The sequence below is a fragment of the Thalassobacillus sp. C254 genome (assembly GCF_001310615.1).
In genome coordinates this window covers 25,706-43,543 of record NZ_BAXQ01000006.1, presented here as the reverse complement: position 1 = coordinate 43,543, position 17,838 = coordinate 25,706, and the positions used below count along the sequence as shown (strand labels likewise).

Genomic DNA, 17,838 nt, shown 5'->3' with positions numbered 1-17,838 from the left:
TGGTCTTATTTTCGTTCCACGGACATTTCTTTTTTAATCTATACATAGCAGGAGTTGATTGTATGACATACCGTATTGCAGTGATACCAGGGGATGGTATTGGACCAGAAGTAACCACTGAAGGGCTTAAGGTGTTAAAAACGATTGAAGAGTTAGATCCTTCCCTGTCATTTTCGTTTGAAAGCTTCCCATGGGGTTGTGAATATTACACGGAAAACGGAAAAATGATGGATGATGACGGCATTGAAAAATTAAAGGACTTTGATGCAATCTATTTAGGAGCTGTTGGATTTCCAGGTGTTCCTGATCATATTTCTTTATGGGACCTTTTGTTGAAAATAAGAAAAGGCTTTGATCAGTATGTGAACCTCCGCCCTATAAAACTATTAAATGGCTCATCCACTCCGTTAAAGGACGATCCAAAGCTCAGAAACATCGATATGCTCGTTGTACGTGAAAATAGTGAAGGAGAGTATGCCGGTGCAGGCGACTGGCTTTTTAAAGGAAAGCCTGAAGAAGTGGTTCTGCAGACTGGGGTCTTTTCCCGAAAAGGAACGGAAAGAATTATCCGTCACGCTTTTGAAATTGCGAAAGAATCCGGTAAATCATTAACAAGCATAAGCAAAGGGAATGCCCTCAATTACTCGATGGTATTCTGGGATGAAGTGTTTGAAGAAGTAAGTCAGGACTATCCGGAAGTCACCACTTATTCTTACTTGGTTGATGCAGCGGCCATGTTCTTTGTCACTGACCCCGGAAGATTTGAAATCGTTGTCACCTCCAACCTGTTTGGAGATATCGTAACAGATTTAGGGGCAGGCTTAGCCGGAGGACTTGGTCTGGCTGCCGGAGCAAACATTAACCCGGAACGAAATTACCCATCCATGTTTGAGCCTGTTCACGGTTCCGCTCCTGACATTGCTGGAAAAGGCATTGCAAATCCTCTGGCTGCCGTGTGGTCAGTCAGTCAGATTTTAGACCACTTTGGTCACGAAGACTGGGGTGCACGCGTTTTAGAAGCAATCGAAACTGTACTAACTGAGAAAAAAGCAAATACTCCTGATTTAGGGGGCGATGCTTCGACTAGCGCCGTTGGAACCGAGCTTTGCCGTGTCCTTGAAGAAAAATTTAAAAATGAATAATGATTTAAAAAAGGACTTCGCATGTTGCGAAGTCCTTTTTGACATTACTTCTGTGCCAGGTTTTCCAAGGCATCCACTGCAAGCTGGGCCATGATTTCTGTCCCTGGTACTAACGTATCCTCGTTAAATTCAAATTCCTCATCATGAAGAGGCTTCTGTCTTTCCCTTCCAGGAATGGCTGTGCCAATCCAATAAAAGAAGCCCGGATATTCTTCTAAAAACCGCCCAAAGTCCTCTCCACCAAGGCTCGGCTGTACTTCTGGCATTGATTTTTGCCCGACAATTTTTTCTACGGAAGAACGCAATGTCTCTTCCCATTCTTTGGAGTTTACCACTGCAGGATATCCATCCAGATATTCCAGCTGAATTGTCACCCCCATTGCTTCTTCAAGGCCTGAGAGAATGTCTTCCATTCGGCTTCTTGCTGTTTCTTTTACATCATCTTTATACGTGCGAAGTGTTCCTTCTATGGTTACTTCGCCAGGAAGAACGTTATAGCGTTTCCCACCATGGATTTCTCCAAGAGTCAGCACAGCAGACTCTAAAGGGTCCACGCTTCGACTGATAATGGTTTGCAGGTCACTAATCACTTGTCCTGCAACCACAATTGCATCCTTCCCTTGATGAGGCTTGCTGGCATGCCCTCCTTCTCCTTTAATAGTTATCTTAAAGCGGTCAGAATTCGCTTGAACGGGTCCAGAAAGCACCCCTACCTCTCCCACTTCCAATTCTGGCTGAGCGTGTTGGGCAAAGATGGCATCAGGCTTGTGTTTAGAAAACACCCCGTCTTTCATCATATCTTCAGCGCCTCCGATAGGCGAAAGCTCCTCCGCTGGCTGAAAGACAAGGAGAACCTTGCCGGGCAGCTTATCCTGCTTCTTTTTTAAGATAAGCGCAACCCCCATCAACATGGCAGTATGAGCATCATGCCCGCACGCATGCATGACCCCTTCCTTCTTTGAAGCATAAGGGAGTCCGGTTTTTTCATCGATAGGCAATGCATCCATATCCCCACGAAGAGCGATCGTTTTCCCTTCCTTTTCTCCCTCAATAATCGCCAGGATACCATGGGTGGCAAACCCAGTTTCATATGGTATGTCATGCTCGTCTAAAAATTTCTGAATCGTTTTTGAGGTATGCTCTTCCTCTTGGCTTAATTCTGGGTTTTCGTGAAAGTAACGTCTGTATTCTATAAGTGTTTCTTCTATTTCTTTCCCAAGCCCTTTGATTTCCAGACTCATGCTTTTTCCTCCTTATACGCAGTAATACTTGAGTCAGTAAATACTCTTACTTGTCCTATACCCGATTTTTATCCTGCAAACATGTTTTTCAGGATGTATAGGCTTTTATTCAATGTAGGTTTTAGCAGATTGTTTATAAGCAAAGTGGTATAAATAAATGAGTTTTTGCTTAAAACGCTAGAATGAAACAACTGAAGCAAGGACAAATATTTCGATCCAGACTACCGATAAATAAGCCCAAATAAGAAAAAGTCACCTGGAATTATGCCTGGATACCCATATATTACGAACGTGTGTAATGATTTTTGTATGTAAGAGCATGATCATCAACCCTGCAGAAGTGTGCACCAATAGTCGGGTCCATTGCACCATAATTGTTATTCTATTGTTGAAAGGGAGGTCATGATGATGGATTCACTGGAAAATATGAATGGAGCAATAAGCTATATTGAAGATAATTTGATGCATGAAATCGATTTTCAAGAAGTTTCAAGAATTGCACAATGTTCGGAATACCACTTTAAAAGAATGTTTTCATTCCTGGCTGGCGTGTCACTTTCAGAATATATCAGACGACGTCGACTGACACATGCTGCTTTTGATTTGAAGAATAGCACTGAAAAGGTGATAGATATAGCAATGAAATATGGCTATCATTCACCAGATGCCTTTACAAGAGCCTTTCAAAGCCTTCATGGAGTTACTCCGACAGAGGCACGCCTCCATGCTCATTCACTCAAAGCTTTTCCAAAAATGACCTTCCAACTAACAATAAAAGGAGGAACAGAATTGAATTACAGAATTGAGGAGAAAAGCGCATTTCGAGTGGCAGGTTGGAAAAAAGGATTACACTGGTGCCTGCAGGTACAAACCCTGAAATATCGGGGATGTGGGAGTCTATTAGTGATAAAACATATACACAAATTGAAAGCTTAGCTGAATTAGAACCTAGAGGGATCATCAATGTATGTACAAATTTTTCTGAGGAACGAAGTCAACATGGCGAACTGGATTACTACATTGCAGCTGCTACAACGAAACAATGCCCAGAAAATTTGGAAGAGCTTGAGATTCAAAAGAATACTTGGGCGGTGTTTGAGGTGGAGGGCGATTGGGATAAAGTGCAAGATGCCTGGGGAAGAATCTATTCGGAATGGTTTCCTTCCTCTGGATACGAGCATGTAGAGGGGCCGGAAATACTTGCGAGTAAAGAGAATAAAAGTGAGATATGGATGACAGTAAGGAAAAAATAGAGTAGTTAAAATAAAAGGTAGAGACCCGAGAACCAACAGATGTCTTTGTTGTTGATTTCGGTTTTCAAAGATTTGTCTGGCTTAAGGAACAGCAAAAAAATATGTAAAATTAAATGCTAAATACATTCAAATTTATATCAAAACCCGAGCTTCTTATGCTCCAGCTCCCGGTCTCCCTTCTTCACGATCTCTACTAAGGCACAAGTCCCCATAAAAACTGCAGCCACTCTCTATGGCTGCAGCACTACTCTTAGGTTATAGCTCTACCACTTTTCTTCCTCTTACCTTTGCTTGTAAAATCTCTGATAACGTGTCAGGCAGTTCTTCAAGAGTAATTGTATCCTCTATGGTTTCAAGCAAATCTTCTACCTTAAGATCACCTGCCAGACGTTCCCATACGTTCTGACGACGTTCCATTGGACAATGGACCGAATCTATTCCAACTAGATTTACGCCTCGCAAAATGAAAGGAAACACACTCGTCGGTACCTTTGTGCCTCCAGTCAGTCCACTTACCGCGACTGCCCCACCATACTTTACGGTGCTTAGAATATAAGACAATGTCTCCCCGCCAACAGGTCGACGGCTCCTGCCCATCTTTGTTTATCAAGGGGCCTGATTTTTTCAGGGTTGAGTCTTCACGAGACACAATTTCAGATGCTCCCAGTTCTTTTAAATAATTATGTTCTGATTCTTTGCCTGTGCTTGCTACCACCTCATATCCAAGCTTAGCAAGCATAGCCACAGCCATGCTTCCGACTCCTCCGGTAGCTCCTGATACTAGAACCGGCCCATCTTCAGGAGTAACACCTTCCTCTTGAAGCCTAATGACAGACAGCCCTGCAGTAAATCCAGCTGTGCCAAAAATCATTGCTTCTTTTAAGGATAGACCTTGAGGCAGCGGCACTACCCATTCCGATGGAACTCTTGCGTACTCACTGTATCCGCCGAAATGATCCACGCCAAGATCGTAGCTTGTTACAATGACCTTATCACCTTTAGAAAATGAGCTGCTATCCGATGACTCTACGACTCCGGCAAGATCAATGCCGGGCACCATCGGATAACTGGATACGATGTTTCCATTTTTGGTTGCAGCAAGTCCGTCTTTAAAGTTCACACTGGAATAATGGACTTTAATCAGTACATCACCTGCAGGAAGGTCATCTTGTTGGAGCTCTTTTACGTTGACACTTACCTCTTCATCTCCGCTTTTATCCACAACTAATGCTTTGAAAGAATTCATCATACGCCTCCAGTTTTCCTCGTATTTGTATGCATTTCTCTCTTTTTCCACTCCTTACAGACTCACCTATATTATAAGGCCTCTTAAGGGCATCTATCAATGAATAAGGGAAGCGCTTTATTTATACTGAACTAAAATTATTAAACTACAAAAAAATACAGGTGCAGAATGGCCACACCCGTATCCATAATAAAACGCAGCCCCCCGATTGGAGAACTGCGTGGTTTCATAAATTCAACTTGCTGTATTCAAGAATGTTCATTTGTATTGGTGGAGCATAGCGGGCTCGAACCGCTGACCTCCACACTGCCAGTGTGGCGCTCTCCCAGCTGAGCTAATGCCCCATTTTTCTCATTATATGATGAGATTCAGATCATTTGCGTTCTTTGTTATATTATCTCGCAAGAAGAATGTTTCTAAAATATAACAAGGTTTTCGACATAAGTCAACATTTATTCTATCCTTCTTTTTATTTTTTAAAACTTTTTATTTTCTCTTCACTTCCAGTATTAGAATAAAAATATATGGATTTTAAAAAGAGAAACAGAGCTCTTTTATTCCTTTTATTTCTTTTTTATCTATTTTTTTCTTGTTACACTGGTTGAAGATTATTCTACGAGATAATGGAGAGGGAAAATTGTTTATGTATGGCACGGATCTATTATTTTGGGTAAATTTGATTATTCTTTTAAGTGGTATTAGCCTGCTGTTTCTTATGTTTAATGCAGGGATGAGAAAATGGCTTAACCTGAAGAAGAAACCGTGGTTTACCAATGACTATGTCAACGATACTCATAAGAAAATCGACTCTTTTCTCCAATTCACCTTTCTTGGACTGTTAGCATTGAGTGTGCTTGTCACGGCTTATAACGGACGAGAACCAACAAAGCAGCCTGCAGAGCTCACCTGGCTGCACTCACCTTTGATTATACCTTTGGGCTACTACTTTCTGGTTGAAAGTGTTCGAGCGGTGATGGAGTGGAAATACGCGTCTCATCCAAAAGCCTGCCTTTACACAGTAAGTCAAATGTTCTTTTTTGCTGCCATTTTATTTCTTATGTTTATGACTGATTTTTTCGGTCTGCTGTAAAGCAATCCTTTGTACATAGTGAGATGCTCAAATTTCAAGGTTGTCCTCCCCTTCTTCCCCCTCACCTGACTTGAACATTTTATCAAGATACAAAAAAGCCTGCTTCCTCAATAAGGGAAAGCAGGCAGGCATTTTATTTATTCTCCAAGAAAGATAAAGTAAGCAAGGAAAACAAAGAACAATAAAAACATGATAGGATGAACTTCCTTTGTACGTCCTTTCATTACCATCGTAATTGGGTAGAAAAGAAAACCAAGGGCAATTCCGTTTGCAATGCTGTAGGTTAAAGGCATGGCGACAACCGTTAGAAAAGCCGGAACAGCAATTTCAAGCTTCTTCCAATCGATAAGGCCAAGGGAAGCTGCCATTAACACCCCTACAATAATTAATGCAGCGGATGTTACTTCCTCTGTTACCACAGCTAATAGCGGTGAAAAGAACATAGCAATCAAGAATAATCCAGCTGTCACGACTGATGCGAACCCGGTTTTCCCTCCGGCAGCCACACCTGCCGATGATTCAATATAAGCTGTTGTTGTTGATGTTCCAAGCAGTGCTCCAATAGATGAAGCAGAAGAGTCAGACAGCAAAGCTTTACCAGCTCTAGGAAGCTTATTATTTTTTACAAAACCGGCTTGGTTTGCTACCGCATATAGTGTTCCAGCGGTGTCAAAAAAGTCCACAAACAAGAAAGTTAATATTACGATTAACAGCTGGACCATTAAGGTAGTGGTCCATTCGACTTCAAACAAGCTGGTAATCGCGACACCAAAGGTTGGTGCCAGGCTTGGTACAGAACCTACTACTTGGCTTGGCATATCAATTAAGCCAACAATGATTCCAGCAATTGACGTGATAATCATCCCGTAGAAAATTCCTCCACGAAATCCTCTAACCATTAAAATGACAGTTACCACAAGACCAAAGGCTGCCAGCAGTGTTGTTGCCTCGCTCATGTCTCCAAGCGTAACTGCGGTTGCTTCATAGGCACAACGATGCCGGCGTTTTCAAGCCGATAAAAGCGATGAAAAGACCAATACCAGCTGCAGCAGCATACTTCAACTCAGCAGGGATTGCATTAATGATAGCTTCCCTGATTCCTAATAATGAAATGATAATGAAGATAATACCTGAAACAAATACTCCAAACAAAGCAAGCTGCCATTCAATCCCCATTCCAAGCACGACTGTATATGCAAAAAATGCGTTGAGACCCATTCCAGGTGCAAGAGCTATTGGATATTTAGCAACAAGTCCCATAATGAGAGTTCCTAAAGCCGCAGCTAACGCTGTTGCTGTAAAAACCGCCCCTTCATCCATGCCTGCGTCCGCCAATATCAGTGGATTGACAAACAATATATAGCCATGGCCAAAAATGTCGTTAACCCGCCAACCGCTTCCTGGCGGTAGCTGGTGTTATGTTCTTTAAAATTAAAGTACCGATCCATGCTTTTCCCCTACTTTCTTTTCTCCAGTGCTTTTATAATATATTGTTCCTTACAGAACTTTTTTATTGCCTGCAGCCGTTGAAAGTATGTTCTATCTAGCACCATGGTCTCCTGGGAGCAATAAAAAATGCTTCAGGTATCTACCTGAAGCATCAACAACAAAAAATCCTTACAGAAAATAGTCCGTTCGTTTTTCTGCAGTAGATCTTTCGTAGTCAAGCCATTTACGGCAGCTTGGTAGAGACTCGCGGGCCATATTCCCGCGATTATACGAACATATTTACATGACGACTTTCGACATTTTTTACTTTATCAGCAATCACGTCGTGAGTCAACAGAAAAAACGAACAATATTTATATTTCCCTTGTAATTATTCGGTAATTTATTCCCACTCAATTGTCGCAGGCGGTTTTGAAGTAATATCGTACACTACTCGATTTACATGCTTTACTTCGTTTACGATTCGAGTTGATATTTTCTCAAGCACGTCATACGGGATACGAGCCCAGTCTGAAGTCATTCCATCAATGGAAGTCACAGCACGGATACCTACTGTATAGTCATACGTACGAGCATCTCCCATTACCCCTACACTGCGCATATCAGGAAGAGCCGTAAAGTACTGCCAAATCTCACGGTCCAAGCCGGCTTTTTTGATCTCGTCTCTAAGAATGGCATCGGATTCGCGGACAATCTCTAATTTTTCTTCTGTGACTTCACCAAGAACACGGATACCAAGGCCTGGCCCAGGGAATGGCTGACGCCATACGATTTCATCAGGCACCCCAAGCTCGGTTCCAAGCTTACGTACTTCATCCTTAAAGAGAGTGTTTAAAGGCTCAATTAAATCGAACTTCATGTCTTCAGGAAGGCCGCCCACATTGTGATGAGACTTAATTGTTTGAGCCGTATCTGTTCCACTTTCAATAATGTCAGTATAGAGAGTTCCTTGTGCTAAATAATCCATATCTGTCAGCTTGCCGGCCTCTTCTTCAAACAAGTAAATAAATTCATTACCAATGATTTTACGCTTTTCTTCAGGATCGGAAACCCCTTTTAGCTTAGAGAGAAAACGTTCCTGCGCGTCGATTTTAATCATATTCATATCAAAGTCACCGCTGAAGGTTTCCATTACACCTTCGGCTTCATCTTTACGAAGAAGACCATGATCAATAAACATACACGTAAGCTGATCGCCAATGGCTCTATGGATTAAAGCAGCTACAACTGAGGAGTCTACTCCACCGCTCAAGGCGCACAGTACTTTCTTTTCGCCTACAAGTTCTCTGATCAGCTCAACCTGCTCGTCAACAAAATTGGCCATGGACCAATCGCCTTTACACCCGCAGATTTCAAATGCAAAGTTTTTTAGCAGGTCGTCTCCAAATTGTGTATGTCTTACCTCTGGATGGTATTGAACGCCATAAAAATTCCGGCTTTCATCACTCATTCCCGCTACCGGCAGGATGGATTGGTTGCATCAACCGTAAATCCTTCTGGAGGAGCTTTAATTAAATCACCATGACTCATCCATACAGATTGCTCTTCTGGAAGATCTTTGTAAAGAAGGGAGTTGTTTTCGACAGTAATAAGAGCTTTTCCATATTCACGGTGAGAGGCTTCTTCTACTTTCCCGCCAAAATGGTGAGTCATAAGCTGCATGCCGTAGCAAATACCAAGGATAGGGATGCCAAGTTCAAAGATTTCCGCATCACAGCCTGGTGCTCCTTCCACGTAAGCACTATTTGGCCCGCCGGAGAAGATAATTCCAGTCGGCTTCATTTCCTTTACCTTTTCAGCAGATATAGAATTGGGATGAAGCTCACTGTAGACTCCCAAATCCCGAATCCTTCTTGTAATGAGCTGATTGTACTGACCGCCAAAATCTAACACAATGATTTTCTCATGGATGTTTTCCATTTTCTCTCCACCTTTATCTGTATTTCTTTGATATGAATAAGCTCTGTATAAACCGACATATGTTCTTATTATTCTCCACTATCCTAACGAAAAGTGAAGAAAAAGAAAAGTTTTCTTGAAATTCAGGATACTATTTTCAAAAATAACTCCCCTAAATAGAAAGAAGCCAGAATTACCTAATAAAACAAAGGCAGATTCTAGCTTCTCATGCTTATTCTTCAGCTATTATATCTCTGCCTCCGTAGTCTGGTTATTTACGGTAACCAGGTAGAAACTCTGGGCCCTATCCCCAGGATATACGAAGGTGTATGACGTTGACTTCTCTGCATTAAAACACGAGTTATATTCTATCAACCGCTTTTATTGCGGTCAAGGCTCGATTCGCTTCACGAGGCCTGCCCAGACATTCTTTTCACTGCTCCAGTCTGCAGGGCCTGTGGTTTTATTTCCATAATACATTTTTTCGTAATAGCTTGTCAGTAAGCTCATTTCCTTTGTCCCATATGCCTCATCGACTCTGCCAGCAAATTCTCGGAGTGTTTCTCCGTTTTCCCTTTTCATACCATTAAACCCTAAAAGCCAGAGGAGGGATTCAAAGGCTTTCATGAAAGAGGCCGCCTCGCTTGTTTCAACCTTTTTATATCGAAGGAGAGTCACTTGTTTCATTACCGAATGCCTAAAAATAAACGCTGTTAAAGCTAAAACAGCCAGAAGTGCAAAGACCCACCAGGGAATACTCCCCTCTACGGAAGCCGCTCCTGCTTCCTCTTCTTCCTCTTCTTCTGCAGCTCCCTCTTCTTGTTCTTCCTCAACGTCTGCCTCAGATGGATCCGTTTGTTCTGCTTCCCAATCCTCATCCTGGAAGCCTGTTTCTTCAAAAATATAATCAAAGGAAGATGAAAATCCCCGAGTCGGTTCAAAAGGAACCCATCCTACATCCGGAAAATAAACTTCTACCCAGGAATGAGCGTTTGCATTTGTAATCTCGTAGAGAGAACCTTCTGCTGTATATTCTACTTCTTCTCCCCTCGTAAACCCTTTGACCCAGCGCGTCGGAATATCAACTGAACGAAGGAGGACAGCCATAGAGGTAGAGAAGTTGTCACAATAACCCTCTTGGGTTTCAAATAAAAATTGATCAACATAATCCTGTCCTTCTTCAGGCACAGCAATATCTTCTGTCTCATAAGTGAACTCTGAACTGTTTAAATAACTTTCTACTGCCCGGGCTTTGTCATATCGATTATCGTGCCCGGAAGTCAATTCTTCAGCTAAATCTGCCACCCGTTCTGGAAGCTCGTCTGGCAATTGTAAATAATAGTGTTCAATATCATCAGGATCACTTGAAGCATTCTCCCTCATTCTCTCGATAGGAAATTGAGGGTAAGAATAAGATACTTCATAGGGGGAAGATTCAAGATGCGATCCTTCTGAGTGGACTTCCGCCTGGCCTGTATGCCGGTCAACTGATGGAGTGACGTCAGCACCGGGAACGTTCACATCTCTAAGCTCCCCTGGATAGAATAGCAAGCCGTAGGATCTTCCTTCCGCAAATTCTATCGTTGTGTCCAGCTCCTCTACAGGAATGCCTTCCTCATAGTGCATGCTTTGAGGAGCTCTTTCTTCCGGAGTATCAGCATCCCAGCCGTGACCTGTGTAGACATTCTTTGACTCACCGCGCCAATAGTGGCCTCGTTCTGCCCAGGCTCGAAAGACAGGGGACTCATCCATCTCAAATCCTCCGCCCAACCTTTCATCATTATCTCCGTAGCCAATGCGCTGTGTGCCTTCTACCGTCTCTCCACTCCCTCCTGGGTTCACCCCAGACTGGTTTTGTAAAACGGCATCGGATCCTCCCATTGAGGTTCCTCTTTAGGAGCAGCGATTCCCACGCTTCCTGCTACGAACAATAGAACCAAAGCCAGAGATGTCCACTTAACCCACAGGCCGGACTTTACCCTGCCAGGAAATTCCCCTGTCACACGGTCCCACTGGAGGACAGCAAGTAAAAGAAACCCTATGAAAAACACTCTTAATATACTAAACGTTCCGTCGTATGGAAGGAAAGTATCCATAACCGCAATATACGTTACTGTCACTACAAAAAAGAAAAAAATACGCCGGACGTAAATCACCCAGAAATAAATCAAATAACTCATAATAGCCATTAAAATAAAAAAGAGAAAACTCCTGAACATTTCCGTTAGGAAAAACCATTCTCCACCTGCTATTAATGAAAGGTTCGCTCCTATATCAGAAAGGAAGAACTGCCACCAGGGACCACTCATAAATGTATACGGAAAAAATATAAGATGGAGCCCGTACATAATAATGATCCCCATTAAAGGGATGAGAGCCACCAGGGAATTCTAAAAAAAGTCAGCATAAAAAAGAGCGCTGTTGCCCCTACATACAAAGAGATGAAACCTGTATCCGATACAGCAGGAAGAGGCATCAGCCACTCAGTTAACAGTAAAAAACCAAGCATATAAACAAAAAAGTGACGGGGTGTACGCAAGGACCCTACTAATCTCCTCATATTTTCCCACCTGTCCTTACCTAGCATCTATATTAAATTGATAATCTTTCACATGAAACACCTGTGCACCCTGAAGCTTTATATTATCCAGTATCTTTAATTCACCGCTCTTATCATCGAAGGACCGTGTATTTACAAAGATTACGATAACCTCTCTTCTCTGGTATAAAAGCTGCTGTATATGATCTTTTACTTTCTCATTTACATCAGTAACTACATATACAACTCCATCTTTCTTCTCGAGGCTGGGCGGGGAATGGAGCACGGATGAATGTAACTGGGGAGAGGCTTTTGAGAGCTCTTCAAAAACCTCTTTAAAATGAGCTTTACTGCTTGCCTTTTCCAGTTTCTCTTTATCAACCTGCATCAATAAGAAGCCCAATGGTATTCCTTTCTTTAAACAAAAATCAGCTAATGAAGCTGAAAACTCTATGGCAAGTTCAAATGACGTATGGTCCTTTGTTTTTTGAAATGGATCGAAAAACAACGTGTAGCCTTTTCCCTCTTGAGCCTCAAATTCCTTTGTTACCAGCTTTCCAGCCCGGGCAGAAATTTTCCAGTCAATACTTGTCATTCTGTCCCCAGGTACGTATTCTCTGACCCCTGCTACGGATAAGGCTTCTTCTAAAACTTTTGTTGAAATAGCCTCAGTCTCAGCATCCTTCTCCATGTGAGTCTTCCAACTACGCAAAGGGTGAATAGAAGGATAAACGAGGAGTGTTGTCTTTTCTTCTGCTCTTCTTTGCCTTTTAAAGAAGCCGAACATGTCTCCTGCCTGAAGATCAATTGAAGAGAAAACATATTCACCTCGTTGTACACCCTTTACCTCATAGGAATAGGTGAACGTCTTTCCGATGGGGAAAAAAAGACCATGCCTGCAGGTTTCCCAGTCCCCTGCAATCCTTCAGGCACATTGTCTTTAACGGCGAAATAAAGAAGGGGAAACGGAGCTTTTTTTGTAACAGTTAAGGTAACCTCACAAATTCCTTCGCTAGGAAGCGTCGTTGTCTCAATACTTCTCTTGACCTCTACCATCCTCCAGGGAAATAGAACAAATAGAAGATTTATCCCTACCAAAGAAACAGCACTGTAAAACAAAAACCAGCTTACAAATCCGCCTTGAAACATGGCATAGGCATATAAGCCAGCAAGAAGCAAAAGGAGGAAAAAGAATTTCATGGCCTTTACAGCCTGGCGGCCCTTTTCCTCCATTAGCGAACAGCTTCTTTCCTGGTGGCAGGCACCTTTAATTGTGAAAGAATGTCCCTTACGATATCTTCACCAGTCCGATTAGTCATTTGGAGATCTGACCGCAGGATCATACGGTGACTCAAAGTATAAGGAGCTAATTCCTTAACATCGTCTGGAATCACATATTCTCTTCCATTAATGTAAGCAAAAGCCTGGGCAGATTTCATTAATGCAATTGATCCTCGTGGGCTCACTCCAAGATAGACTTCTTTATGTTCTCTTGTTTCATTCACAAGTGAAATAATATAGTGTTTAACAACCTGATCCACGTAAACTTCTTTCACTTCATTCTGCATATCTATGATTTCTTCTATAGTTAACACTGGTTCAATTTCTTCAATGGGATGACCTTGTTCGATCCTGTTTAACACTTCCAGCTCTTCCTCATAGTCTGGATAACCCATTTTTAATTTGAATAAGAAGCGGTCAAGCTGTGCCTCAGGAAGTGGATAGGTGCCACCATATTCAATAGGGTTCTGAGTGGCCATCACAAAAAACAATTCCTGAAGCTTTCTCGTTTCTCCATCAACCGTTACACTGCTCTCTTCTAACGCTTCGAGTAAAGCGGCTTGAGTCTTAGGAGATGTTCGGTTGATTTCATCTGCCAGAACTACATTGCCCATTACCGGTCCCGGGCGATATTCAAAGCTCATAGACTTTTGGTTGTATACAGAAACCCCTGTAACATCCGATGGAAGAAGGTCAGGGGTAAATTGAATCCTCTTAAATTCAGAGCCTATTGAACGGGCAATGGCCCGAACCATCATTGTTTTCCCCACCCCAGGAACATCCTCTAGCAGTACATGTCCTTTAGCCAAAAGAGCGGTGAGACTTAATTCTATTTCTTTCCGCTTACCTACAACCACACGCTCTATATTCTCTATCACTGTCTGAAGTGCGGAACGATCTATTTTCACATCTATTCCTCCATTTTTCACTTTACCTGCGAGCACAACTGCTCCACCTTATCATAACATTCTACTCGTTTCTTTGGCTTCTTTTTTACATCCAAAAATTGATAGAATTAAAAAAAACTCTCTATTCAATTTCACCCTTGAAGCAGGTTCATAACCTGGAGGAACACTAGTCTACGGAACCGTTTTGGTAAGATTCAGGTAAGATAAACTCTGCTATCAGGTTCTAAGTTTTACTTGGTAGAGAAGCTGATATGGGATGAAAGCAGAACAACTTCAAAGAACGGTAAAAAAGTTCTATAGAAGAAAATATTCCTGAAAAAATATTTGAACATCCTACATTTCGACAGAATTTTTATTCGGCAGCATGTATGATGAGCTATGTGCTTTTGAACAGCTGAGTTTTTTTCAGATATGCCTAGACCAAAAGCAACTACTAGCTGGAGGAAAAGGAAATGAATGAAAGGAAATATTTATTACAGCTTTTGATCAAACTAAAAAGAAAAGAAATGCTCTATACAGCGAAACGTTTCGGTCTGACTCACACCAAAACAGTAACCTGTAGTCAAAAACTTGATGTTCTCTTAAATGAATATCAAGGAATAGACCAAACAAAAGAAAGCTTCAGACCTGTACTTAAAGATTATTAGAGCTTCTCTTATAGAAAGCTCTTATTTTTTTATGTAAAAAAAGCCAATTCCATATAGGAATTGACCTTTGCAGATAAAGTTTGGCCGCTATGCCGCTTAATAATAGAGTTCCAAACCACCACTTCAGAAAGTGGGTGTTTGCAGAAATACTTCCGTCTTCCTTCTTACTTTCATGAAGGCTTGACTTCCATACCTCAATGTAAAACTCCCTATTTTAGCTTAAAGGTTGAAACATATATTAGTCACGCACAAAGCAGCTTGTGAAAATATAATACACCACCTTCATGAGATAATCAATACCATTTTGAATGAAATTTAAAAGCAAAATTGAACCAGTATCAACGGCTTTTAACTCTTTTCTTATACAACCATTTTGTCTGATTTTTCTTCTTCTTCCCATGCTTCCGTATTTTCAATCCCTAGTTTAGAAGGAGAAAATACAGGATCAAGTCCTTCTCTACGCTGTTCTTCGTAATCCCTTAGAACCTTGAATGCAATGTTACCTAACAGCACAATCCCGACTAAATTGATAATTGTCATCAAGGCCATAAATACATCTGCTAAGTCCCAAACCAGTCCTAGACTGGCTGTGGAACCAAACATTACCAACGCCATAGTTAATAAACGGTAAATGTTCACAAATGCTTTGTTCTTTCTTATAAATTCAATATTTGTTTCACCATAGTAGTAACTTCCAATAATGGAGCTAAACGCAAAGGTAAATATCGCAAAAGCAACAAAGTAACTGGCCCAGCCGCCTATTTGAAGGCTCAGGGAATCTTGCAAAAGGCCAATCCCTTCGGCTCCTGTTCCAGCAAAGTCAGCATTAAGCAAGATAATAAAGGCAGTAGCTGAGCAGACAATCAGCGTATCAACAAATACACCTAAGGTTTGAATAAACCCTTGCTTAGCCGGGTGAGTAACGTTTGCTGTAGCAGCTGCGTTCGGGGCACTTCCCATCCCCGCTTCGTTGGAAAAAAGTCCCCGCCGGACACCCATCATAATTGCTGCGCCAATGCCTCCACCCAATGCCTGCTCAAGGCCGAAAGCACTGCGGACAATCAACCCAAGTACAGCTGGAATCTCACTAAAGTTCATCGCAACAACCACCATAGCAATGGCTACGTATACTACAGCCATGATTGGCACAATAATACTCGAAAACTTTGCAATTCGGTGGACACCGCCAAAGATAATAGCGGCTGTCAGAACTGTCATGACGATCCCCATCACAACAGGTGGGATACCAAACGCATTATCAAAAGCGCCTGCTATGGTATTACTTTGTACAGAGTTAAAGATAAGACCAAACGTAATAGCAATTAATATAGCAAACAAAATACCAAGCCAGCGCATATTTAACCCTTTCTGAATGTAGTACGCAGGCCCTCCGCGATAAGCATCCTTATCCCGAACTTTAAATACCTGGGCAAGAGTACTTTCAATGAAACCTGTTGCCCCGCCGACTAAAGCCACCAGCCACATCCAAAAAATCGCCCCGGGTCCTCCAAGCGTGATCGCCACCGCCACCCCGGCAAGGTTTCCTGTTCCAATTCTCGTTGCTGCTCCTATACAGAAAGACCGGAAGGAGCTGATACTCTTCATCCCTTCAACATCCCTTGTTTTGTCAAACAATACTCTAAACATTTCGCCAAGGTAGCGAAACTGCATAAAGCGGGTACGTACAGTGAACCAAACCCCAGCGCCAAGTAAGCCTGCAATCAGCACATACGTCCATAAAAAATCGTTTAACATATCAATTATTGTCTGCAAAACAAATCCCCTCTCTTTGTGGAATGTGTGAAAAGATACTTCATACTTTACATGGCTGTTGTAAATTTGTACCGTTTATTGTCAGATAATTTATCGGTTTTTTACAAATTTTACATTTCGACTGTCCCTTTTCACCATAAAAAATCCCTGAATCACAGGATTCAGGGATTTTTGTGTTTACTCTTTTGCTTTAGGGAGAAGGGTCCGATAGGGTACTGGTGAAGTTAAAACGACAGAGGTATTAATATTGCCATAAGGAATCAGCCGGTCAATCAGAATCCTCATACTGTCCATATCTGTTAACGCCGCTTTAAGAAAATAGCCTACGGTGCCGGTCACACGATGACATTCTATAATATCGGTTTCTTCCTTAATCATTTCCTCAAAATCCTTAGGAGTTATTTTGAGATCACTCACCTGAATAAAGACCATAACTCCTCGTCCAATTGCTGCTGGAGAAACCTTAGCCCCGTACCATTCTATGACACCGTTTTCTTCTAAACGATGCAGCCTTTCTGCCACACTCGGCCTGCTTAACGCTAAACGTTTTGAAAGGTCGCTGATCTTTATACGGCCATCCAATTGCAGAATTTCTAACAATCTAGTATCAATTTCATCCATATGGGACACCCACTTTCCATAATGAAGGATTTTAAAGTTATATTATATTAAATTGAAGGCTTTGGGAATGAAATACATTCTTTTTTGTATGTAATTTACCCAAAATATATTCTAACATTGATATATGAGAAAAAATTCAAGGAGGAGAACACAACACATGGTAAGAATAATAAATATTTTGTTTGGTTGTTTACTTACAAGTGTGGGCGTTGTTATTCTTAACCATGCTGAAATTGTGACCGGCGGTACTGCTGGACTTTCCTTAAACGTATCCTACCTTACCTCATTACAGTTTGCTTTGGTTTTCTTTTTAATTTAATATTCCCTTTTATGTGTTTTCCGTTCTTCGAATGGGATGGCACTTTACCCTGTCTACAATCTTTGCAGTCACTGTTTTATCAGTAATGACTGGCAGCTCAGCTTTTATTCTCCCGGACTTTTCAATTGAACCTTCGTAGGGGCAGTTGTAGGCGGAATGAGTATTGGGCTTGGTATTTCCATACTATTTATAAATGGCGCCTCTCTTGGCGGTGCTAACATTCTTGCTCTGTTCCTTCATAAGAAATTTAATTGGAACCCTGGAAAAGTAAATTTTCTTTTTGACTTCTTTGTAGTCCTGACTGGCATGTACGCAATAGGATTAGTAAGCGGATTCGCTTCTGTTTTATCAATCATCGTTACATCGTGTATTATCAGCTACTTTAAAACAAAAAATTGCCGAGAAAAACGAAGCAGAAGAGAAAGCTAAG

At 41.7% G+C, this 17,838-nt stretch carries 14 protein-coding genes, 1 tRNA gene, 1 other RNA gene, 4 pseudogenes and 2 riboswitches; of the genes and pseudogenes, 6 read left to right on the top strand and 14 right to left on the bottom strand.

The genetic code is table 11. The features are described from left to right. Positions 1–62 precede the first annotated feature (62 nt). Positions 63–1,142: a tartrate dehydrogenase gene (locus JCM19033_RS08000; RefSeq protein ID WP_054635925.1), complete on the top strand. Its 1,080-nt coding sequence runs from the start codon at positions 63–65 to the stop codon at positions 1,140–1,142. 44 nt (positions 1,143–1,186) lie between these two features. On the opposite strand, the gene JCM19033_RS07995 is transcribed toward JCM19033_RS08000, so the two are convergent. Next, a complete protein-coding gene (locus tag JCM19033_RS07995; protein WP_054635924.1) occupies positions 1,187–2,383 on the bottom strand; it encodes a M20 family metallopeptidase in 1,197 nt (398 codons plus the stop codon). 408 nt (positions 2,384–2,791) lie between these two features. Here JCM19033_RS07995 and JCM19033_RS07990 point away from each other — a divergent pair. Further along, positions 2,792–3,636, top strand: a pseudogene (locus JCM19033_RS07990) (GyrI-like domain-containing protein). Between the two features lie 255 nt (positions 3,637–3,891). On the opposite strand, the pseudogene JCM19033_RS07985 reads toward JCM19033_RS07990, so the two are convergent. Both JCM19033_RS07985 and JCM19033_RS07980 read right to left on the bottom strand, forming a co-directional pair. Then, positions 3,892–4,885, bottom strand: a pseudogene (locus tag JCM19033_RS07985) (acryloyl-CoA reductase). Between the two features lie 265 nt (positions 4,886–5,150). Beyond that, a tRNA-Ala gene (locus JCM19033_RS07980) sits at positions 5,151–5,226 on the bottom strand. A gap of 299 nt (positions 5,227–5,525) precedes the next feature. Here JCM19033_RS07980 and JCM19033_RS07975 point away from each other — a divergent pair. After that, positions 5,526–5,972, top strand: a complete 447-nt coding sequence (locus JCM19033_RS07975) for a DUF4181 domain-containing protein (protein ID WP_198153447.1) — start codon at positions 5,526–5,528, stop codon at positions 5,970–5,972. 137 nt (positions 5,973–6,109) lie between these two features. Here JCM19033_RS07975 and JCM19033_RS07970 read toward each other — a convergent pair. The 8 genes and pseudogenes from JCM19033_RS07970 to JCM19033_RS07935 all read right to left on the bottom strand — a co-directional run bounded on the left by JCM19033_RS07970 (position 6,110) and on the right by JCM19033_RS07935 (position 14,084). After that, a pseudogene (locus JCM19033_RS07970) lies at positions 6,110–7,420 on the bottom strand (NCS2 family permease). 192 nt (positions 7,421–7,612) lie between these two features. Next, positions 7,613–7,714: riboswitch (purine riboswitch) on the bottom strand. Positions 7,715–7,803: 89 nt separating this feature from the next. Continuing rightward, positions 7,804–9,341, bottom strand: a pseudogene (gene guaA, locus JCM19033_RS07965) (glutamine-hydrolyzing GMP synthase). A 222-nt stretch (positions 9,342–9,563) separates the two neighbouring features. After that, positions 9,564–9,663: riboswitch (purine riboswitch) on the bottom strand. Positions 9,664–9,710: 47 nt separating this feature from the next. Beyond that, positions 9,711–11,201, bottom strand: coding sequence for a transglutaminase domain-containing protein (locus JCM19033_RS07960; protein WP_054635922.1), 1,491 nt, complete (start codon positions 11,199–11,201; stop codon positions 9,711–9,713). After that, entirely contained in the window at positions 11,159–11,683 is a 525-nt protein-coding gene (locus JCM19033_RS07955) for a hypothetical protein (RefSeq protein ID WP_054635921.1), read from the bottom strand. Before JCM19033_RS07955 ends, JCM19033_RS07960 begins: the two co-directional genes overlap by 43 nt. Then, positions 11,683–11,880, bottom strand: a complete 198-nt coding sequence (locus tag JCM19033_RS07950; RefSeq protein WP_054635920.1) for a hypothetical protein — start codon at positions 11,878–11,880, stop codon at positions 11,683–11,685. The genes JCM19033_RS07955 and JCM19033_RS07950 overlap by 1 nt, the downstream gene beginning before the upstream one ends. Before the next feature lie 16 nt (positions 11,881–11,896). Continuing rightward, the gene (locus JCM19033_RS07945; protein WP_054635919.1) at positions 11,897–12,646 is read right to left on the bottom strand and encodes a DUF58 domain-containing protein; all 750 of its coding nucleotides are present in this window, start codon (positions 12,644–12,646) and stop codon (positions 11,897–11,899) included. A gap of 56 nt (positions 12,647–12,702) precedes the next feature. Next, positions 12,703–13,092 carry a hypothetical protein gene (locus JCM19033_RS07940; RefSeq protein WP_054635918.1) on the bottom strand — a complete coding sequence of 130 codons (390 nt, stop codon included), beginning with the start codon at positions 13,090–13,092 and terminating at the stop codon, positions 12,703–12,705. Then, on the bottom strand, positions 13,092–14,084 hold the full coding sequence (locus JCM19033_RS07935; RefSeq protein WP_374701218.1) for an AAA family ATPase: 993 nt from the start codon (positions 14,082–14,084) through the stop codon (positions 13,092–13,094). The genes JCM19033_RS07940 and JCM19033_RS07935 overlap by 1 nt, the downstream gene beginning before the upstream one ends. Positions 14,085–14,500: 416 nt before the next feature. Here JCM19033_RS07935 and JCM19033_RS07930 point away from each other — a divergent pair, with 416 nt between their 5' ends. Beyond that, positions 14,501–14,695 carry an aspartyl-phosphate phosphatase Spo0E family protein gene (locus tag JCM19033_RS07930; protein ID WP_054635917.1) on the top strand — a complete coding sequence of 65 codons (195 nt, stop codon included), beginning with the start codon at positions 14,501–14,503 and terminating at the stop codon, positions 14,693–14,695. 77 nt (positions 14,696–14,772) lie between these two features. Here the strand turns inward: JCM19033_RS07930 and ssrS are convergent. From ssrS to JCM19033_RS07920, 3 genes are all read right to left on the bottom strand, one after another. Next, a non-coding RNA gene (gene ssrS / locus JCM19033_RS22050) (6S RNA) lies at positions 14,773–14,958 on the bottom strand. 97 nt (positions 14,959–15,055) lie between these two features. Then, positions 15,056–16,450 carry a sodium:alanine symporter family protein gene (locus JCM19033_RS07925; protein ID WP_054636008.1) on the bottom strand — a complete coding sequence of 465 codons (1,395 nt, stop codon included), beginning with the start codon at positions 16,448–16,450 and terminating at the stop codon, positions 15,056–15,058. Positions 16,451–16,645: 195 nt separating this feature from the next. Further along, positions 16,646–17,089 carry an Lrp/AsnC family transcriptional regulator gene (locus tag JCM19033_RS07920; protein WP_054635916.1) on the bottom strand — a complete coding sequence of 148 codons (444 nt, stop codon included), beginning with the start codon at positions 17,087–17,089 and terminating at the stop codon, positions 16,646–16,648. A 157-nt stretch (positions 17,090–17,246) separates the two neighbouring features. On the opposite strand from JCM19033_RS07920, the gene JCM19033_RS25385 reads away from it, so the two are divergent. Then, on the top strand, positions 17,247–17,408 hold the full coding sequence (locus tag JCM19033_RS25385; protein ID WP_269758072.1) for a YitT family protein: 162 nt from the start codon (positions 17,247–17,249) through the stop codon (positions 17,406–17,408). Between the two features lie 156 nt (positions 17,409–17,564). Continuing rightward, positions 17,565–17,837, top strand: a complete 273-nt coding sequence (locus tag JCM19033_RS25380) for a YitT family protein (RefSeq protein WP_374701217.1) — start codon at positions 17,565–17,567, stop codon at positions 17,835–17,837. The last annotated feature ends 1 nt before the right edge of the window (position 17,838 follow it).

Coding starts and splice junctions, on each gene's coding strand:
- JCM19033_RS25380 (WP_374701217.1), top strand. CDS start 17,565: ATGAGTATTGGGCTTGGTATTTCCATACTATTTATAAATGGCGCCTCT.
- JCM19033_RS07945 (WP_054635919.1), bottom strand. CDS start 12,646: ATGTTCGGCTTCTTTAAAAGGCAAAGAAGAGCAGAAGAAAAGACAACA.
- JCM19033_RS07950 (WP_054635920.1), bottom strand. CDS start 11,880: ATGAGGAGATTAGTAGGGTCCTTGCGTACACCCCGTCACTTTTTTGTT.
- JCM19033_RS07930 (WP_054635917.1), top strand. CDS start 14,501: ATGAATGAAAGGAAATATTTATTACAGCTTTTGATCAAACTAAAAAGA.
- JCM19033_RS25385 (WP_269758072.1), top strand. CDS start 17,247: ATGGTAAGAATAATAAATATTTTGTTTGGTTGTTTACTTACAAGTGTG.
- JCM19033_RS07920 (WP_054635916.1), bottom strand. CDS start 17,089: ATGGATGAAATTGATACTAGATTGTTAGAAATTCTGCAATTGGATGGC.
- JCM19033_RS07940 (WP_054635918.1), bottom strand. CDS start 13,092: ATGGAGGAAAAGGGCCGCCAGGCTGTAAAGGCCATGAAATTCTTTTTC.
- JCM19033_RS07975 (WP_198153447.1), top strand. CDS start 5,526: ATGTATGGCACGGATCTATTATTTTGGGTAAATTTGATTATTCTTTTA.
- JCM19033_RS07925 (WP_054636008.1), bottom strand. CDS start 16,450: ATGTTAAACGATTTTTTATGGACGTATGTGCTGATTGCAGGCTTACTT.
- JCM19033_RS07955 (WP_054635921.1), bottom strand. CDS start 11,683: ATGGGGATCATTATTATGTACGGGCTCCATCTTATATTTTTTCCGTAT.
- JCM19033_RS07995 (WP_054635924.1), bottom strand. CDS start 2,383: ATGAGTCTGGAAATCAAAGGGCTTGGGAAAGAAATAGAAGAAACACTT.
- JCM19033_RS07960 (WP_054635922.1), bottom strand. CDS start 11,201: ATGGGAGGATCCGATGCCGTTTTACAAAACCAGTCTGGGGTGAACCCA.
- JCM19033_RS08000 (WP_054635925.1), top strand. CDS start 63: ATGACATACCGTATTGCAGTGATACCAGGGGATGGTATTGGACCAGAA.